General features: G+C 70.8%; 20 protein-coding genes. 8 read left to right on the top strand and 12 right to left on the bottom strand.

Features of this window, described 5'->3' with window-relative positions:
- Position 1 precedes the first annotated feature (1 nt).
- On the top strand, positions 2 to 1,621 hold the full coding sequence (gene mptB / locus VGB75_18440) for a polyprenol phosphomannose-dependent alpha 1,6 mannosyltransferase MptB (protein ID HEY0169030.1): 1,620 nt from the start codon (positions 2 to 4) through the stop codon (positions 1,619 to 1,621).
- 249 nt (positions 1,622 to 1,870) lie between these two features.
- Here the strand turns inward: mptB and VGB75_18435 are convergent, their stop codons facing one another.
- Genes VGB75_18435 through VGB75_18425 form a run of 3 tightly spaced genes read right to left on the bottom strand, consistent with a single transcriptional unit; the run spans position 1,871 to position 3,518 of the window.
- Positions 1,871 to 2,233: a lycopene cyclase domain-containing protein gene (locus VGB75_18435; protein ID HEY0169029.1), complete on the bottom strand. Its 363-nt coding sequence runs from the start codon at positions 2,231 to 2,233 to the stop codon at positions 1,871 to 1,873.
- A 43-nt stretch (positions 2,234 to 2,276) separates the two neighbouring features.
- On the bottom strand, positions 2,277 to 2,615 hold the full coding sequence (locus tag VGB75_18430; GenBank protein HEY0169028.1) for an Rv2175c family DNA-binding protein: 339 nt from the start codon (positions 2,613 to 2,615) through the stop codon (positions 2,277 to 2,279).
- A gap of 24 nt (positions 2,616 to 2,639) precedes the next feature.
- Positions 2,640 to 3,518, bottom strand: coding sequence for a fused MFS/spermidine synthase (locus tag VGB75_18425; GenBank protein ID HEY0169027.1), 879 nt, complete (start codon positions 3,516 to 3,518; stop codon positions 2,640 to 2,642).
- A gap of 86 nt (positions 3,519 to 3,604) precedes the next feature.
- Between VGB75_18425 and pknB the strand changes: the two genes are divergently transcribed.
- From pknB to VGB75_18410, 3 genes are all read left to right on the top strand, one after another.
- Positions 3,605 to 5,608, top strand: coding sequence for a Stk1 family PASTA domain-containing Ser/Thr kinase (gene pknB / locus VGB75_18420; protein HEY0169026.1), 2,004 nt, complete (start codon positions 3,605 to 3,607; stop codon positions 5,606 to 5,608).
- 69 nt (positions 5,609 to 5,677) lie between these two features.
- A complete protein-coding gene (gene aroF, locus VGB75_18415) occupies positions 5,678 to 6,709 on the top strand; it encodes a 3-deoxy-7-phosphoheptulonate synthase (protein HEY0169025.1) in 1,032 nt (343 codons plus the stop codon).
- 81 nt (positions 6,710 to 6,790) lie between these two features.
- Positions 6,791 to 7,000, top strand: a complete 210-nt coding sequence (locus VGB75_18410) for a hypothetical protein (GenBank protein ID HEY0169024.1) — start codon at positions 6,791 to 6,793, stop codon at positions 6,998 to 7,000.
- On the opposite strand, the gene VGB75_18405 is transcribed toward VGB75_18410, so the two are convergent.
- The 9 genes from VGB75_18405 to VGB75_18365 form a co-directional block, all read right to left on the bottom strand.
- Positions 6,997 to 7,929: a sterol desaturase family protein gene (locus VGB75_18405; GenBank protein ID HEY0169023.1), complete on the bottom strand. Its 933-nt coding sequence runs from the start codon at positions 7,927 to 7,929 to the stop codon at positions 6,997 to 6,999. The genes VGB75_18410 and VGB75_18405 overlap by 4 nt on opposite strands.
- Positions 7,930 to 8,049: 120 nt before the next feature.
- A complete protein-coding gene (locus VGB75_18400; GenBank protein ID HEY0169022.1) occupies positions 8,050 to 9,081 on the bottom strand; it encodes a hypothetical protein in 1,032 nt (343 codons plus the stop codon).
- A gap of 42 nt (positions 9,082 to 9,123) precedes the next feature.
- Positions 9,124 to 9,663, bottom strand: a complete 540-nt coding sequence (locus tag VGB75_18395; protein ID HEY0169021.1) for an RNA 2'-phosphotransferase — start codon at positions 9,661 to 9,663, stop codon at positions 9,124 to 9,126.
- Positions 9,664 to 9,700: 37 nt separating this feature from the next.
- Positions 9,701 to 10,159 carry a glyoxalase superfamily protein gene (locus tag VGB75_18390; GenBank protein ID HEY0169020.1) on the bottom strand — a complete coding sequence of 153 codons (459 nt, stop codon included), beginning with the start codon at positions 10,157 to 10,159 and terminating at the stop codon, positions 9,701 to 9,703.
- Between the two features lie 113 nt (positions 10,160 to 10,272).
- Positions 10,273 to 11,292, bottom strand: coding sequence for a GntG family PLP-dependent aldolase (locus tag VGB75_18385; protein HEY0169019.1), 1,020 nt, complete (start codon positions 11,290 to 11,292; stop codon positions 10,273 to 10,275).
- On the bottom strand, positions 11,289 to 12,677 hold the full coding sequence (locus tag VGB75_18380; protein ID HEY0169018.1) for a 3-deoxy-7-phosphoheptulonate synthase class II: 1,389 nt from the start codon (positions 12,675 to 12,677) through the stop codon (positions 11,289 to 11,291). Before VGB75_18380 ends, VGB75_18385 begins: the two co-directional genes overlap by 4 nt.
- Positions 12,678 to 12,744: 67 nt before the next feature.
- Positions 12,745 to 13,770, bottom strand: a complete 1,026-nt coding sequence (locus VGB75_18375) for a 6-phosphofructokinase (protein HEY0169017.1) — start codon at positions 13,768 to 13,770, stop codon at positions 12,745 to 12,747.
- Between the two features lie 100 nt (positions 13,771 to 13,870).
- Positions 13,871 to 14,374, bottom strand: coding sequence for a polyadenylate-specific 3'-exoribonuclease AS (locus VGB75_18370; GenBank protein ID HEY0169016.1), 504 nt, complete (start codon positions 14,372 to 14,374; stop codon positions 13,871 to 13,873).
- 17 nt (positions 14,375 to 14,391) lie between these two features.
- Positions 14,392 to 15,165 (bottom strand): lysophospholipid acyltransferase family protein, encoded by a 774-nt coding sequence (locus VGB75_18365; protein HEY0169015.1) that lies wholly within the window; start codon positions 15,163 to 15,165, stop codon positions 14,392 to 14,394.
- A gap of 171 nt (positions 15,166 to 15,336) precedes the next feature.
- Here VGB75_18365 and VGB75_18360 point away from each other — a divergent pair, with 171 nt between their 5' ends.
- From VGB75_18360 to VGB75_18345, 4 genes are all read left to right on the top strand, one after another.
- Positions 15,337 to 16,122, top strand: coding sequence for an alpha/beta fold hydrolase (locus VGB75_18360; protein HEY0169014.1), 786 nt, complete (start codon positions 15,337 to 15,339; stop codon positions 16,120 to 16,122).
- On the top strand, positions 16,122 to 16,805 hold the full coding sequence (locus VGB75_18355) for a hypothetical protein (GenBank protein HEY0169013.1): 684 nt from the start codon (positions 16,122 to 16,124) through the stop codon (positions 16,803 to 16,805). Before VGB75_18360 ends, VGB75_18355 begins: the two co-directional genes overlap by 1 nt.
- 90 nt (positions 16,806 to 16,895) lie before the next feature.
- A complete protein-coding gene (locus tag VGB75_18350; GenBank protein HEY0169012.1) occupies positions 16,896 to 17,132 on the top strand; it encodes a hypothetical protein in 237 nt (78 codons plus the stop codon).
- A gap of 30 nt (positions 17,133 to 17,162) precedes the next feature.
- Complete coding sequence (locus VGB75_18345; protein HEY0169011.1) at positions 17,163 to 17,795, top strand: hypothetical protein; 633 nt, start codon at positions 17,163 to 17,165, stop codon at positions 17,793 to 17,795.
- Positions 17,796 to 17,814: the final 19 nt, after the last annotated feature.

Raw genomic sequence — 17,814 nt, 5'->3', positions numbered from 1 at the left:
GGTGACTGCCAGCGCCCAGCGAGAGCTACCGGCGCCGCCGCCAGCGCCGGTGAGCCTGCGCTGGTTCTCCCGGGCAGTCGAGGGCTGGGGTCTGCGCGAGATCGGGCGGGCCGGCCTGCTGGGCACCGTGATGATCGCGTTGGGCAGCTTCGGCGCCGGCGCGCTGCCCGCCAACGACCCCACCCGCTTGATACCGGTGCTGGGCCTGCTGCGGCACGGCCAGCCCGGCCTGCACGCCGCTCTTGCCCTGCACTACCTCGGCCTGGTCCTGGTGGTGATCGCCTGGCTGCTGCTGGGCCGGTTACTGTTGACCGGCTCGACCCGCGGCGAGCGGGCCAGCACCGCTCAGCTGGTTCCGACGTCTGCACTGCGCCGCATGCTGATCGGCTGGAGCGTGCCGCTGGTGTGCGGGATGCCGCTGGCCAGTTCCGATCTCTACAGCTACGCCGCCCAGGCCCAGCTGGCCCAGGCCGGATTGGACCCCTACACCACCACCCCGGCCGACCTGCCGGCCGTGGATCTGGGCAAGTTCCTGGACAACGTCGCCTGGAAGTGGGTCGACACGCCCTCGCCATACGGCCCGCTGTGGGTGGCGGTCTCCAAGTGGGTCGCCGCGCTGACCGGTGACCACGCGCTGATCAGCGTGTTGCTGCTGCGGTTGCTGCCCTTCGCCGCGATCGTGCTCACCGCCCGGTTGCTGCCGGTGCTGGCCAACCGCTACGGCAAGCGCGCCGACCTGGCCTTGTGGCTGGCGATCGGCAACCCGCTGATCCTGGTGCACGCGGTCGGCGGCGGGCACAACGACGCCGTGATGGTGGCGCTGATCGTGGCCGGGCTGGTGCTGGTGTCGCGGTCTGAAGCCGGCTTGCGTGACCTGGTCGCCGGGGTGGCGCTGATGACGTTGGCGGCGGCGGTGAAGTCACCCGGACTGGTGGCGGTGGCCTTCGCGGTGCCGATCTACCTCAGCGGCCGCACGGGCGCGGGCCGGTCCGCGCTGCGCCCACGGGACTGGGTCAGGCACTGCCTTATCGCCGCGGCGGTCGCGGTGCCGGTGTTCGCGGCGGTGTCGCTGGTCGCCGGTGTCGGCCTGGGCTGGGCACGGCAGGTCAGCTCCGGGGTGCCGGTGATCAACTTCATGTCGATCCCGACGATGCTGGCCGTGGGCTACCGGGCCACGATCGGCGCCGCGCACGCCGGCACGCTGGTGGACGGCACGGTGCGCGACTTCCGCAATGTCGGCCTGATCGTCAGCGGGCTGTTGCTGGTGGCGCTGTGGTGCCGGGCGGTGCGCGGGCCGGCCCTCAAGCTGCTGGCGCTCGCCCTGGCCAGCGTGGTGGTGCTGGGTCCGGCCGTCCAGCCCTGGTACTTCAGCTGGTCGCTGACCATCGCGGCGGTGTTCCTGCTCGCTCCCCGGCAGCTGGGCTGGATCGCCACCGCCTCGATCGCGCTGACCCTGCTCACCCGTCCGATGGGCTCGAGCCTGGAGATGGCGGTCTACGTCCTGGCCGTGCTGGCCACCGTGCTGGCGACCCGGGCCCTGCTCGGCCCGGTCGTGCGGCGCTTGCCCGAGCGCCCATCCTCGCCGCACGCCGTCCCAGCGCCACCCAGCACGACAGGGTGAGCAGGATCAGCGCGAAACCGAAGCCGAGATCCTCCACCGGGGCGTAGGCCAGCCTCGGGCCGAGGATGGTGTCCGGGTCGTACTGGACGATGCGCAGGCCGGTCAGCAGCCCGTTCACCAGCAGCTGGAAGCTCACCATGATGGCGTAGGCGACCCAGAACGACTTGCGGCCCAGCAGCCTCGTCCTGAGCAGGACGAGGTCGCAGGCAGCCGCTGCGAGCAGGGCTAAGCCGACCAGCCAGGTGTAGGTCATCGCGCTGGGTCGTCCGGGAGGACCGGCTCAGCCGGCTCGTCGCCGATCAGCCAGCCGGGCCGGCGGCGGGCGACCGCCTCCAGGGTGAGGATCGCGCAGGTCGGGATCACCAGGAAGAACAGCACCTCTTCCACCGGCAGGCCCGCCAGGTTCACGCCGATCACCGAGCGCGGGTCGAAGTGCCAGTGCCCGTTGCGGACCGCGTACTGATCCCAGGTCACCCCCAGCACCAGGCCTGGGATGAGGGCTGCCAGCAGCCTGCGCCACCGGGCGTAGACCCGGACCCGCAGCACCAGTTCCAGCGGCAGGGTGCCGAGCAGACAGCCTGCCAGCACCGCCAGGTAGCTCAGCTGGCGCACGGCGTCGCCAGGCAGCTCAGCTGGCGCACCGCCAGCTCTTTCATCAGAACGCCGCCGCCTGGGCCCGCCGCTTGATCTCGGTGCCCCGGTTCTCGGCCAGCGCCTGCGCCGGCGTGCCGGGCAGCGAGTCGTCGGGCCGCAGCATCCAGTCGATGATCTCGGCGTCGGAGTACCCGCCGTCGCGCAGCAGGGTGATCACCGACGGCAGGCTCTTGAGGACGGCGCCGCCGGCCACGAACACCCGGGGCAGCACCCGGCGGCCCTGGTCGTCGGTCGTCACCACCAGCTGGCCGTCCTTGATCAGCTGGTGCACTTTCAGGATCGGGATCCCGAGCAGCTCGGCAACGTCGGGCAGCGGTATGAGTTCGGTCGCCTCTGGCATGTCACCAAGCCTGCCATGCCGCCGTCAGCGAATCCGCCAGCCGTCCCGGGCGGGCTCCGGCGACACCGAGGAGTCCGCGTCGGTCCAGGGCCGGGCGGCGCCGTGGCGAACGGCCAGCTGCGCGTCGTCGCGGACGCCGGCCGGAAACGGCTGCCGGGCGATCTGGCGGCGCAGCTCGTCCACGTCCAGCGGCGTGGACGAGGCGGCCAGCACCACGTTGCCGAACCGCCGGCCCTTGAGGACGTCGTTGGAGCTGACCAGGGCAAGCTCGCCGAACACCGCGCGCAGGCCGGCCAGCACCCGCCCCAGGTAGCGCAGGCCCGGCTCGTCGACCAGGTTCGCCAGGAACAGCCCGTCGGCCTTGAGCACCCGGGAGACGTCTGTGAAGAACTCCAGCGTGGTGAGGGCAGCCGGCACCCGGCCGTCGGCGTAGGCGTCGAGCACCACCACGTCGGCGCTGGCGTCGGCCAGCGCGCTGACGCCGGCGCGGCCGTCCTGCGGCCTGATCCGGATCCGGTGATCACGCGGCAACGGCAGCCTGCGGCGGACCAGCTCGGTCAGCTCGGTGTCGGGCTCCAGAACGATCTGCGGCGAGCCGGGCCGGCAGGCCTGCAGGTAGCGCGCCATGGTCAGGGCGCCGCCGCCGATGTGGGTGACCGCCAGCGGGCCGTCCGGCAGGGTCGCCAGCACGCTGGCGAAGTACTGGATGTACTCGAAGTCCAGATAGGTGGGGTCGTCGATGTCGACGTAGGACTGCCGGACGTCGTCCATCACCAGCATGGCGCCGCCGGGATGGTCGGTGTCGGCGATCAGCTCGATCCGCGGCCGGGACGGCGGCGCGACGGGATCGGAATCGCCGCCCCGGGCGCTGTCGCGTCGCCGCGATCGGCCCTGCGCTGGCATGCCCCCAACCCTACTGCCGCCATCGCGGGCGCCGCCCGCCGCGCGGCGATGCCCTGCCGCTATCGGCCGCCACCTAGAATCGCGGTGTGCAGACGGCTGGAGATCGGATCGTCGGCCGGGTGCTGGAAGGTCGCTACCGGATACTCCACCAGCTCGCCCGGGGCGGCATGTCGACCGTGTACAGCGCACTGGACGAGCGCCTTGACCGCCCGGTGGCGGTCAAGGTGATGTCGGCTGCCCTGTCCACCGACCCGGCGTTCGCCGACCGGTTCGCCCGTGAGGCACGCGTGGCGGCCAGGCTGTCGCACCTCAACGCCGTCGCCGTCTATGACCAGGGTTCTGACGACGGGCATGTCTTCCTGGTGATGGAGCTGGTGCGCGGGCGGACCTTGCGCGACCTGCTGCGCGAACGTGGCGCGCTGCCGCCGGCGCTGGCGGTGTCGATCATGGAGCCGGTGCTGGGCGCGCTGGCCGCGGCGCACCGGGCCGGCCTGGTGCACCGCGACGTCAAGCCCGAGAACATCCTGCTGTCCGACGACGGCGCGGTGAAGGTCGCGGACTTCGGCCTGGCCCGGGCGATCGAGGCCGACCCCAGCAGCACCCGAACCGGGTTGATGATGGGCACCGTCGCCTACTGCCCGCCGGAGCAGATCTCGCGCGGGTCAGCCGATGCCCGCTCCGACGTCTACTCGGCCGGGGTGGTGCTGTTCGAACTGCTGACCGGCGCGCCGCCCTACACCGGCGACAGCGCGATGGCGGTGGCCTACCAGCACGTGAACTCCGACGTGCCCGCGCCGTCCACCCGCCGGCCGGGCATCCCCCCGCAGCTGGACGAGATCGTGCTGCGGGCCGCCAACCGCGAACCGGGCGGTCGACCGCTGGACGCAGGCGCCCTGCTCGCCGAACTGCACGACGCCCGGATCGACCTGGGCCTGCCGGTGCTCGGCGTGCCGCCCCGGCCGGACACCGCAGGCGCGGCCGCTGTCAGCACCGACACCCAGCGGATCACTCGGCTGCCCGAAGGCGGTGCGGCCACCGCGAGCTCGGCCACCGCTCCGACCCCGGCCCGGCCTGGCGCCACCGATCTGCAGCACACCACCGTGCACCAGCTCGACCGGTCCCAGCGTGCCGGCGGCGCCACCGCAGGCGCCGACCGGCCGCCCGGGGCCGGCCCCGCGTCGAGCCGGCGCCGGCGCAACCGGCGGCGGACCGCCGTCGTGGTCACGATCGTGCTGCTGCTGGGGCTGCTCACCGGCTACGGCGCGTGGTACCTGGCGGTCGGGCGGTATCACGAGGTGCCCACGGTGGCGGGCGCCAGCCGGGCGACGGCGGTGCAACAGCTGCGCGACGCCGGCTTCACCGTCGACCCGACGGTCGACCAGGCGTTCTCCGAGACCGCCGCCGCGGGCGCTGTGCTGGGCACCCACCCCGACGCGGGCACCCACCTGCTGGGTGGACGCAGCGTGCGACTGGTGATCTCTTCCGGCGCCGAGCGGTTCACCGTCCCGCAGGTCGCAGGCCGCGACTACGCCGAGGCCCAGCAGTCCTTCGCCGAGATACCGGTGCGGCTGGTCCGCCGCAACGCCGCCGACGGCACTGGCAAGCTCGCCCCCGGCAAGGTGATCCGGACCGAGCCCCAGCCGACCAGCAAGGTCAAGCGGGACTCGGTGGTCACCGTCTACGTCTCGACCGGGCCGCCGATCGTGCCAGTGCCCGACGTCCGCGACCAGAGCCAGGACCAGGCCAGCGCGACGCTCACCAAGGCCGGCTTCAAGCTCGCTCTCGGGCAGGAGCACTCCGACACTGTCCCGGCCGGCTCGGTGATCCGCCAGGACCCCTCGGCCAAGTCCTCGGTGGCGAAGTTCAGCACCGTCAACCTGGTCATCTCCCAGGGCCCGCGACTGGTCACGCTCCCCCAGATCCGCAACGGCACGCCGATCGCCGAGGCCCGCGGCCGGCTTGAGGCGCTGGGCCTGAAAGTGCGGGTCAAGCGGGCCTTCGGCGGGTTCCTCGGCACCGTGGTGGGCATGGACCCAGGCGCTGGAACCCAGGTGCGGCCCGGCGCCGAAGTGCTGCTGACGGTGGTCTGACCGCGATCTGACGAGCTCGGCAGGTGGCGAGGGCGCCGGCTCCCGCTGGCTGCGATTAGCCTCGAACGCATGGTGATAGTGATGACTGCTGCCGCGACGCAGGCCGACATCGAGGCCGTGGTCGCCCATATCGAGGTCCACGGCGGCCAGGCCTTCGTCAGCCGGGGGGTCACTCGCACGATCATCGGGGTGATCGGCGCCGAGGCGGTGCTGGAGACCATCGACGCGATGGGCCTGCCCGGGGTGGTCGACACCAAGCGGATCACCGCGCCCTACAAGCTGGTGGCGGCTGAGAACCACACCAAACGCAGCACCGTCCGGGTCGGCGGGGTGCCGATCGGGCCGGACACCTTCACCCTGATCGCCGGGCCCTGCGCGGTGGAGTCGGCCGAGCAGGCGATGGAGTCGGCTCTGCTGGCCAAGCGCGCCGGCGCCAGCCTGCTGCGCGGCGGCGCCTACAAACCGCGCAGCTCTCCCTACGCCTTCCAGGGCCTGGCCGGCGCCGGGCTCAAGATCCTGGCCGAAGTGCGGCAGGAGACCGGCCTGCCGTTCGTGACCGAAGTGCTGGACGTCAAGGATGTCGACCTGGTCGCCGAGTACGCCGACATGCTGCAGATCGGCACCCGCAACATGCAGAACTTCGGGCTGTTGCAGGCGGTGGGCAGCGTGGGCAAGCCGATCATGATCAAGCGCGGGCTGTCGGCCACCTATGAGGAGTGGCTGATGGCCGCCGAGTACGTCGCCCAGCGCGGCAACCTCGACATCGTGCTCTGCGAGCGGGGCATCCGATCCTTCGAGCCGACCATCCGCAACCTGCTCGACGTCTCCGCGGTGCCGATGATGCAACAGCTGTCGCACCTGCCGATCATCGTCGACCCCTCGCATGCAGCCGGCCGGCGAGACCTGGTGGTGCCGCTGGCCCGGGCCGGCATCGCGGCCGGCGCCGACGGCGTGATGGTCGACGTCCACCCGCACCCGGAGGTGGCGCTGGTGGACGGGCCGCAGGCGTTGCAGGGCGCGTCGCTGGACGAGCTGGCCCAGATCGTGCTGACCCTGCCCGCGCTGCTCGGCCGGACCTCGGCGGCCTACCAGGCCGGTTAGCCACCCGCGCTAGAGTCGAACCAGGCCCGAGCCAGCGGCCAGCTGCCGATCGCGAGGATCGGCCCTGCGTCTGGAGGCACCATGACCAACCCGCTCGAAGACCAGGTGTACGGCGACCCGCGCGTCGACGACGAGAACGCCGCGAAGAACGGCAACCCCGGCAAACCGCAGTCGGACTACCAGTTCGACGACGCCGAGCCGGAGATCGACCCGAGCGACTTCGAGGGCTCTGACCAGCCGGTCGTCCCCGGCACTGTGGTGTCGACCGACTCCGAGGGCAAGTCCGACTAAGCCCGCCGGACCGGGCTCAGCTGCTCGGGGTTCGGCTGCGCCGGATCGAGCCGGGCGCCGGCAGGCTGCCAGCCGGGCGGGCCGAACATGTGGCCGAGCTTGGCCTTCACCCCATGCGCGCGCCGGACGTCGCGGCCCATGTTCACGAACTCGCCGAACGCGACCTTGATCGGGTTGTAGGTGTCGATGTTCTTGGTCAGGCCGTAGGTCGGGCGGTGGGTCTCGGGCACGAAGCTGCCGAACATCCGGTCCCAGATGATCAGGATGCCGGCGTAGTTGACGTCGAGGTAGTCGGCGTCGCTGCCGTGGTGCACCCGGTGGTGCGACGGGGTGTTGAACACCGCCTCGAACCAGGCCGGCATCTTGCCGATCTTCTCGGTGTGCAGGAAGAACTGATAGGTCAGGCTCCAGGCCATCGCGGTGAAGATCATCCACGGCGCAAAGCCGAGCAGCGCCAGCGGCATCCAGAACGGCAGCAGGAGCATCGGCGTCCACTTCTGCCGCAGCGCGGTCGAGAAGTTGTAGTGCGTCGAGGAGTGGTGCACGATGTGGCCGGCCCAGAAGAACCGGATTCGGTGCGAGGCCCGGTGGAAGCCGTAGTAGACCAGGTCGTCGGCGAAGAACAGCAGCACCCAGGTCCACCAGTAGTGCGGGCTCAGCCGCAGCGGGGTCCACTCGTACAGGGCGGCGTAGACGACCAGCGCCACCAGCCGCCAGAACATGTTGACCACCGCGTAGCCGACGCCCATCGTCAGGCTGGTGCGGGTGTCGGCCGGGTCATAGCCGCGCACGACCTCGCCCGCTGCGCTCCGGCCGACGTCGAACTGGTCGTGGTGCAGGACGTGGATGGCGACGATCTCCAGGGCCAGGAACACCAGGAAAACCGGGATCGCGAACATCACCGGGTCGTGAATCTCCGTCAACGACATCGCGCCACTCCCCTCGCTCTCCGGTGCCGGCCCGCAGATCACGCTGGCCGCAGATCATCATGGCCTGCGAGTAAGCCGGCCTGAAACATCCCTGGCCTGAAAATAACCTAGAACGGCGGTTTATGCCCCGCCGAGGGTCTGCTTGAGCCTCAGGAGGCCGGCTTCGGTCAACTGGTCGTCGTGGATGCTGAGCGCCCAGTCCCAGCCATCGGCGGACCACCGGTGCTGAACCTCGGACCAGCCCAGGGGCCAGTCGTCCTCCGAACTGGGCCGGCGAGCCAGCGAACCTAGGTGGCTCTCGCCGATGCTGGCCTCGAACGAGCCGTCGGACTCGTGGACGTGGACGTGCACGCCCAGGTCCAGCTCCAGCCGGAGCGGCAGCGGCGCGACGTTGGCGCGGAACCACTCGGCCCGCTCGGCCTGCTCGGCCTGCCACTCCTGCTCCAGTTCGGCACGCTCGTCGGCCTCCGGGCGGACCGGCCCGTCCCAGGAGAACAACCGGTCATCGGCCTGCTCGCCGACGACGATCTCGGTCCACTCGTCCACCGCGCCGAACCCGTCGTTGCGCTGCTGCAGCACCAGGCCGGTCTCGGCGTCGACGACCAGCTGGATCGGGTACGGCTTGTGGGCCGGCGGCGCCAGCTCGACGGTGTAGGCCGGACGTCCCAGGAAGGTGGTCTCACCGATCGGCCCGGTCGGCCGGGTGAAGTCCTCGCCGGTGAACCCGTCGGCCTCCCGCCGGTGCAGCAAACCGGTGCCGTTGCCCTGGTAGACCACGACGCGGCTGGGCGACTCCACCGGCACCGGATCGTCACCGCGGAACCGCCAGCACAGCTCGTCGCCGACGATCAGGGTGGGCCGGCCGTCCGGATGCTCCAGCCGCACTCGTCGGCCCGAACGCCAGACTCGGGTCAGCACGGGCTCCTCGGGGATGTGCTCCTCCGGCGGTTCGACGCCGGCCTCGACGTCCACAGCCGCGGCGAACCCGGCGAACACCGGCACCGGATCGCCGGCGAACGCCGTCCATCCGAAGTAGTGCTGGGACTCATCGTCACCTTCCCGGCTGCTGATCATCCCGCGCACCGGAAGGTCGGGCCCGTCGACCATCAGCGTGAGCAGTCCCACCCATGAGATGGCGCCTGGTGTCGTCATGCCGGTGACCTTAACCGGCGAGCGGCCTCAGCTCGGCTCAGCTCAGCTCAGCAGGGTCAGATAACCCGCCGGGACGTGGCCGGTGAGCCACACGCCGTTGTCCGAGACGCTGAACAGGTGGCCGTCGCGATGCATGGCGCCGGCGGCGACCACCAGCACAGCGCACCGGCCGCGGCGGGCGCCGACCCGGCGGGCGGTCTCGACGTCGGGTGAGAGGTGCACGTCGTGCCTGCCACCGCGGTTGATCCCCTCAGCCAGGATCGACTCGACGTTGCGGCACGGCGTGCCGTGATAGAGCCGGTCCGGGGGCACCGCCGGCGGCAGGCCGAGATCCACGGCGACGGAATGACCCTGGTTGGCTCTGATCCGATCGGTGGCCGGATCCAGTGCGAAGCGCTGCTTGTCGCTTGCGGCCACCAACTGCCGCAATTGCTCGCGCGACAACCGGTAGCCGTGCTCCCGCAATGCCGTGAGCAGCGTGTCGACCTCGACCCAGCCGGCGGGATCGAGGGTGATGCCTACCGATGCGGGATCGTGCCGCAAGACGCGCGAGAGCAGCTTGGACGCCCGTACCGGATGCACCGTTACAGTCTGCTCCGGTCCGGTGCGACCGGAACCGTCACGCCGACGCCTCGGCCCGCTTGCCCTCCTGCACCGTCCAGGTGTTGCCGTCGGGGTCGCTGAAGAAGACGAACGAGCCGAACTCCCGACGCTCGGGGTCCAAGCCCGGCTTGAGGCCGCCCTCGTCGAAATGCGAGATCTCGCTGGCCTCGACGCCCCGAGCCGTCAGCTGCGCGTGCGCGGCCTCGATGTCAGAGACGACCAGTTGCAGGCCGCGCACCGAGCCCGGCGCCGCGTCACCGAGGCCGGTGCCGATCGTGACCGAGCAGGCTGATCCGGGCGGGGTCATCTGCACGACCCGGAAGTTCTCACCTGCCCGGTGGTCGACATCGAGGTTGAAGCCCAGCTTCTCGGTGTAGAACTCCTTGGCGCGGTCCACGTCTGACACCGGCACCACCACCACTTCAAGCTTCCAGTCCATCGTGCTGCTTCCCTTCTGTCGCGGGTCGGGGCTCATAGAAGCCGCCGTCCCCGTTCTCCTGCGCCTACCACCGGGGTGAACGCCGAAGGACGCGCAGCCTCATCGGCGCGGCGATGAACCCGTCCAGTCGTCTGGATGAGAACCCGGGATCAGCCTGCCAGCAGCGGGCCCAGCACCTCGATCGCCCGGTCGAGGCCGTCGTCGTCGATGTCAAGGTGGGTCACCAGGCGCAGCAAGCTCGGCCCGATCACCGAGACCACCACCCCCTGCTCCAGCGCGGCCCGTCCCACCGCCGGGGCGTCGGGCACCCGCAGGACCACGATGTTGGTCTCGGTCAGCTCCGGCTTCTGGCCCAGCGCCGCGGCCAACCGGGCCGCCCGGTCGTGATCCTCAGCAAGCCGTTCGATGTTGTGCCGCAGGGCGAAGAGGCCTCCGGCGGCCAGGATGCCGACCTGCCGCATGCCGCCGCCGTAACGCTTGCGCCAGGTGCGAGCCTCGGCGATCCGTTCGGCCGAAGCGACCAACACCGATCCCACCGGGGCGCCGAGCCCCTTGGACAGGCAGACCGACACGGTGTCGAAGCCGGCCGCCAGTTCCAGCAGCGGCACGCCCGAGGCGACGTGGGCGTTCCAGAGCCTGGCGCCGTCGAGGTGCAGACCCAGGCCGTGCGCCCGGCCGAGCTCCTGCACCGCCCGGACGGCCTCGATCGGCTGCACCGTGCCGCCGCCGAAGTTATGGGTGTTCTCCACCGCGATCGCAGTGGTCGAGACCTGGTGCCAGCCGGCGTTCGGGGTGATCACCGCGGCCACCGTGTCCGGGTCCAGCCGGCCGGCGGCAGCCTCCCAGGTGCGGGTGGTGATGCCGGAGAAGGCCGCCGCCGCCCCCATCTCGGCCCGGACCACGTGCGCGATCCGGTCACAGACCAGCTCTTCGCCCGGCTTGACGAGCAACCGCAGGGCCAGCTGATTGGCCAGCGAGCCGGTCGCCGTGAACAGGCCGGCCTCGTAGCCCAGCATGCGGGCCACCTCGGCCTCCAGGGCGTTGACCGTCGGGTCATCGCCGTAGACGTCGTCTCCGACCTCGGCCTCAGCCATCGCCCGCCGCATTCCCGCCGACGGCTTGGTGACCGTGTCACTGCGCAGATCCACCACGGCCGGCAGCGCGTTCACGCCGTTCCTCCTTCGGCGCCCTGGCGCTGCTGGCGATTGCGCCGGTCTGCGACCAGCCGCTCGGCGACCCGGAAGGCCAACTCCAGCGACTGCTCGATGTTGAGCCGGGGGTCACACGCCGTCTCATAGCGCCGGCCCAGATCCGCGGCGGTCAGCTCGGCGGTGCCGCCTATGCATTCGGTCACGTCATCGCCGGTCAGCTCGACGTGCAGGCCGCCGGGATGGGTCCCCAGCTGCTCGTGCACGTCGAAGAAGCCGTCGACCTCGTCGATGATCCGGTCCAGGTGCCGGGTCTTGACCCCTTCGGCGGTCTCCTCGGTGTTGCCGTGCATCGGGTCGCACTGCCAGACCACCAGGTGGCCGGTGGACTGGACCTTCTCGATGATCGGGGGCAGCGTGTCGCGCACGCGCTGGTTTCCCATCCGGCTGATCAGGGTCAACCGGCCGGGGACTCCATGGGGATCCAGCCGCTCCACCAGCTCCACGGCTGACTCGGGCGTCGTGCTCGGGCCCAACTTGACGCCGATCGGATTGGCGATCCGGGAGACGAAGTCCAGGTGCGCGCCGTCCATCTGGCGGGTGCGCTCGCCGACCCAGACGAAGTGGGCCGACAGGTCATAGGCGCGGTGGTTCTCGACCTTGGTCAGCGCGCGCTCGTACTCCAGGATCAGCGCCTCGTGGCTGGCGTAGAGCTCCACGCCCTCGAGCACCGCGTCGTGCACCCCGCAGGCCCGCATGAACCGGACGGCCCGGTCGATCTCGGCGGCCAGCTGCTCGTACCGGATGCCGGTCTCGGTGTTGCGGGCGAAGGCGGTGTTCCAGGCGTGCACCTTCTCCAGCGAGGCCAGCCCGCCGCCGGCGTAGGCCCGCAGCAGGTTCAGCGTCGAGGCGGCCGTCGAGTAGGCCCGCAGGATCCGGCGCGGATCGGGCGTACGGGCTGCCAGGTCGCCGCTCATCTCATTCACCATGTCGCCGCGGTAGGACGGCAGCCCGAAGGCGTCCAGGTCGGTCGAGCGCGGCTTGGCGTACTGGCCGGCCATCCGGCCCACCTTCACCACCGGCATCGAGGCGCCGTAGGTGAGCACCACCGCCATCTGCAGCAGCACCCGGACCTTGCCGGCGATGTCGGCCTGCGACGAGGTCGCAAACGTCTCGGCGCAGTCACCGCCCTGCAGCAGGAACGCCTCACCTCGCGCGACCTGCGCCAGCCGGGAGGTCAGCGCGTCGATCTCGTCTGCCACCACCAGCGGCGGCAGTTGGGACAGGTGGTCGGCCACCTCGCGAAGCGCTGCCTGATCGGGCCAGTTCGGCTGCTGCGCGGCGGTCAGCTCGCGCCAGGCGTCTAATCCCAGGTCGGCGTCGGCGGACTCGACGGTTGAGGTCACGGTCAAACACTACCTAGTTCGCAGGGGTGGCAAGACGCCTCGGTTGGTGAGGCCGGCCTCGACCGGGTCAGCCGAAGAACACTTCTGCTTCGGAGTAAAACTCATTCGGGACCGTTTTCAGGGTCTTCGTGGCCTCTGCCAAGGGCACCCGGACGATCTCGGTGCCGCTGAGCGCCACCATCTTGCCCCAGTCACCGGCGTGCGCCGCGTCGATGGCGTGCAGGCCGAACCGGGTGGCCAGCACCCGGTCGAAGGCGGTCGGGGTGCCGCCGCGCTGGATGTGGCCCAGCACCGTGGTCCGGGCCTCCTTGCCGGTGCGGCGCTCGATCTCCGAGGCCAGCCAGTCGCCGATGCCGCCGAGCCGGGCGTGGCCGAAGGCGTCGACCTCCTTCTCCAGGGTGCGCATCTCACCCTCCAAGGGCATCGCGCCCTCGGCGATCACGACGATCGGGGCGTAGTGAGACTCGAATCGGCTTTCCACATAAGCGCACACCCGCTCGATCGAGAAGCGCTGCTCGGGGATCAGGATCACGTTGGCGCCCCCGGCAATGCCTGCGTGCAGGGCGATCCAGCCGGCGTGCCGGCCCATCACCTCCACGATGAGTGCCCGGTGATGTGACTCAGCGGTGGTGTGCAGCCGGTCGATGGCCTCCATCGCGATGTTCACCGCGGTGTCGAAGCCGAAGGTGTAGTCGGTGGCGTTGAGGTCGTTGTCGATGGTCTTGGGCACGCCGATGACGTTCACGCCGTGCTCGTGCAGCTGGGTGGCCACTCCCAAGGTGTCCTCGCCGCCGATCGCGATCAGGGCGTCGACGCCGAAGCTGTGCAGGTTCTCGCGGATCTTCTCCACCCCGCCGTCGATCTTGAACGGGTTGGTCCGCGAGGACCCCAGGATGGTGCCGCCACGCGGCAGGATGCCGCGGACCTCAGTGATGCCCAACGGCATGGTCAGGCCCTCCAGCGGGCCCTTCCAGCCGTCGCGGAACCCGACGAACTCGTAGCCGAACACCCCGGCCCCTTTGCGCACCACGGCCCGGATCACGGCGTTCAGGCCGGGGCAGTCTCCCCCGCCGGTCAATACACCGATGCGCATCTGTGCGGTCCTTTCCTGGCGGCTGACAAGCGACTGCGGAGCGACTTCGTGGAGTCGGCTGGCGGGCGGGCGGATCGACGGCGCTGTCGGGATTTCGAGCTTAGCGACCGCCGGCGGCGCCCGGCGCGACGGCGCCGGTGATCAGCTTCCAGCGGGCCAGGTTGTGCCGGGCGTCAGCCAGCGCGTCGTGGACGTCGGCGCCGGCGCCGGGCAACGGCGGTGACCCCGCCGCCTCCCAGAGCTGGCGCAGCTCGTGGGTGAACCGGGGGATCTGGCGGGGCAGCGCGCGCATGTCGCCCCATAGCTGGGCAAGCGCGACGTGGTCGTAGCTGGCCATCCACGCCCACAGCTCGATCGGCTCGCCCGGCTCGGTCAGGTAGGCCAGCAGGTCATCGCGGATGCGCGTCCGGGACCGCCAGGCCGGGTCAGCGGGCGAGGGCAGCTGGTTGAGCACGTGCTTGCGCACCCAGTCGATCGCCCGGTCGGGGTCGAACTCGGTCGAGACGGCGTAGAACTCCCGGCCATTCTCGTCGACGAATCCGATCGACACCAGCGAGATCGTCCGGCCGTCCTCGATGAACTCGCAGTCGTAGAAGTAGCGCACGTGGTCGCCGGCTCGCCTCAGCCGGCTCGCTCGACCGGCAACCGGTCATCGGAGGTGCTGCCGACCGCGTCGGGGTGGGCTAGGCCCTTCTTGGCGCCGAATCCGAGGTTGGCGCCTGTCTGCAGCTTCACCTTGCTCGCGTAGGTGTCGACGTACTCCTGGCCCGACAGCTGCATCAGCTCATAGAGGATCTCGTCGGTCATCGACCGTTCGACGAACCGGTCACCGGCCAGCCCCTCATAACGTGAGAAGTCCAGCGGCTTGCCGAACCGGACCCCGGGCCGCGGGCGCAGGTGCGGCAGCTTGCGTCCGGTCGGCATCATCTTCTCGGTGTCGATCATGGCCACCGGGATCACCGGCACGCCCGCTTCCAGGGCCATCCGGGCGACCCCGGTCTTGCCCTTGTACAGCCGGCCGTCCGGTGACCGGGTGCCCTCGGGGTAGATGCCGAGCAGCTCGCCTCTGCGCAGGATCCGGACGCCGGCGGTCAGCGCCCCCCTGGCGGCGTCGGCGTCGTCCCGGTCGATGGGCACCTGGCCGGCGGCGGCGAAGAACATCGCGGTCAGCCGGCCCTTGAGCCCGGGGGTGGTGAAGTACTCCGCCTTGGCCAGAAAGGTGACCCGCCGCTTGACTACCAGCGGCATGAAGAACGAGTCGCAGAACGACAGGTGGTTGCTGGCCAGGATCGCGCCGCCGGTCTCCGGCACGTTCTCAGCGCCCTCGACGTAGGGTCGCCAGATCGTCCGCAGCCATGGACCGAGCGCGACGTTCTTCAGAAACCAGTACAGCACTCAGCACCTCCAGCGCAGATCACCGAACCGATCGGGTGTTCTGACCTTAGTCCGGCCGACAGGCGGGCGACAATCAAGCGCCAGCGCGTCGGGAGGAGCAGGCGAGGACTCGCCAGGACGGACCCGTCACGGCATGATGAGAGCCAGCTATCGCGCAGAAGGAGATCACGCGTGCCGATCCTCGCAGGAGCCGAGCCGTTCGCAGTCGACGGCGACGGCGCCGCCGGCCGGACCGGAGTGCTGATCAGCCACGGTTTCACGGGCACGCCCCAGAGCATGCGGCCCTGGGCCGAGCATCTGGCAGCGCAGGGCTATTCGGTGCGTTTGCCGCGCCTGCCGGGGCACGGCACCACCTGGCAGGAGCTGAACGCCACCCCCTGGACCGACTGGTACGCCGAGATCCGACGCGGCTACGACGAGCTCGCCGCCCGCTGCGACACCGTGTTCGCCTGCGGGCTGTCGATGGGCGGCAGCCTGGTCACCCGGCTCGCCGAGGACCTCGCCGGCCAGCCGTCGAGCAAGCTGGGCGGGCTGGTGCTGGTCAACGTGGCCTACGGCACCATGCGCAAGGACGCGGCTCTGGCCAAGTACGTGGCCCGGGCGCTCCCCTCGCGCCCGGGCATCGGCAGCGACATCAAGAAGGCCGGTGTCACCGAGCTCGCCTATGACCGCACGCCGCTGCGGGCTTTCGTCTCGATGCAGGCGATGTGGCGGCTGGTGATCGCCGACCTGGCAAAGATCACCGTGCCGATCCTGTACTTCCACTCCGCCGAGGACCACGTGGTCGACGCGCTGTCGGGCAAGTTGCTGCACGACGGCGCCACCTCCACCACCGTGCGCGAGGTCAGCCTGCCCGACAGCTACCACGTGGCGACCCTCGACAACGACGCCGAGCTGATCTTCACCGGCAGCGTCGACTTCATCTCCCAGCACACCCGCACCGGCGTCGGTGACTAGTGAGCTCACCCGCCTCGCACCGGGGCCGCCGAGACAACGGCCTGGACTCGGACAAGTTCTCCCCGGTGGCCGACGTCGACCCGCGACTGGCCGACCACCTGCTCGACGTGCTCGGCCTGCGCGACGTGCCCGCCTACGTCGAGCCGACGCCGACCAGTGACCCGGTGACCGCCGACCGGCTGTACGTGGCCGCCGACCAGACGTCCGAGGCCCGCCAGGTGCTGACCGAGATCGCCTCCGAACTGGGAATCGAGGTGGCCCAGCACCGCTATCGCGACCGCGAGGAGCCGCCGCCGGACCCGCTGGCCGGCATCGACACCGACGCCGAGTTCGCCAAGATCATCGCCGAGCTGCAGGAGATGGACCGGCCCTCCGCCGGCCCGCCGAGCCCGCCGCCGGTCCGGCGGCTGGAGACCGCTCGACGCGACCCGCTGGACGAGGTGGAGCACTTCGTGCCGCCACCGGCGCCGCCGCTGCCCCGGCCCGCGCTGCCCACCGCCATGGCGGTGCTGATCGTCCTGCTGGGCATCCTGGTCCTGGGCTTCGGCTACTCGCTGGGGCTGCCGGCGGACCTGCCGTTGCCGCTCGGAGTGGTGCTGGTGCTGTTCGGCTCGGGGTTGCTGGTGCTGCGGCTGCGCCCGGAGCCGCGAGATGACTCCGACGGCGACGGAGCGGTCATCTGAAGCTGCCGGCCGGTGTTCTCCTGCCCGTCACCTCACGGTGGCAGGCAGGACATCGTGATCGAGCAGGGTGGCGCCTGGAGGTAGTCGAACATGAGAACTGGACAAGAAGTGGTGTTCGGGTTGTGGTGCAAGCTCACCTGCAACGACCCGCTTGAGTTCGGGGTCGACGAGCGCGAGGCGTTCCTGGCACGGCCCCAGGTCGATGAGCTGTCCCGCACTCCGTACGCGGTGTTGTTGAACGCCGGCCTCACCACGGTCAAGCGCGACTCGTTGCCACTGGAACGCTGGCTCGTCGCCGCCCGCGCCGCCCGCCGGCTGAGCGCGTAGCCGCGGCTGCTCGGGCCCTAGGCTGCTGGTATGAGCAGCCGGTCGCAGCCAGCTGCCAGCGCTGCCCTGGCGCGCCTGGTCCAGCGCATCGAGGCTGCCGAACCCAGATGCGGCCGGGTCCGGGTGGTGGCCGTGGACGGCGGCGCCGCGGCCGGCAAGTCCAGCCTGGCCACCGCCCTGGCCGACCGGCTGCCCGGCAGCGCGGTGCTGTCCACCGACGCGCTGCTTGACGGCTGGGCCGGGCAGTTCGGTTTCTGGCCCCGGCTGCGCGAAAACGTCCTGGCGCCGCTGGCAGCCGGCCGGCCGGGCAGTTACCGGCGTTATGACTGGCACGCCCGGCGCTTCGCCGAGGCGGTCGAGGTGCCCGTTCCCCGGGTTCTGCTGGTGGAAGGGGTGTCGGCCATCACCGCGTGCGCGGACCGGCTCTCGGTGGCGATCTTCCTCGACGTCGCCCGCGACGAGCGCGAACGCCGGTGGGTCGAGCGGGACGGCCCGATGCAGGCCCCCTGGCGGGACTGGCTGGACAACGAGGACCGGTACTTCAGCGAGCACCCGCCACCACCGGGCGCCGTGCTGCTGCCGGCCGAGGCGCTGCTGCTAGGCGAGGCGCTGCCGCGAGGCGAGGTGCTGCCGCCGGGCGACGCGCTCCCCGGCGTGGGCTGAGCGGCGCCGGGCAGTAGCC

The organism is Jatrophihabitans sp., assembly GCA_036399055.1.
GTDB lineage: Bacteria > Actinomycetota > Actinomycetes > Mycobacteriales > Jatrophihabitantaceae > Jatrophihabitans_A.
Note: the sequence above shows the minus strand (reverse complement) of the source record. Positions and strands in the feature narration are given on the sequence as shown.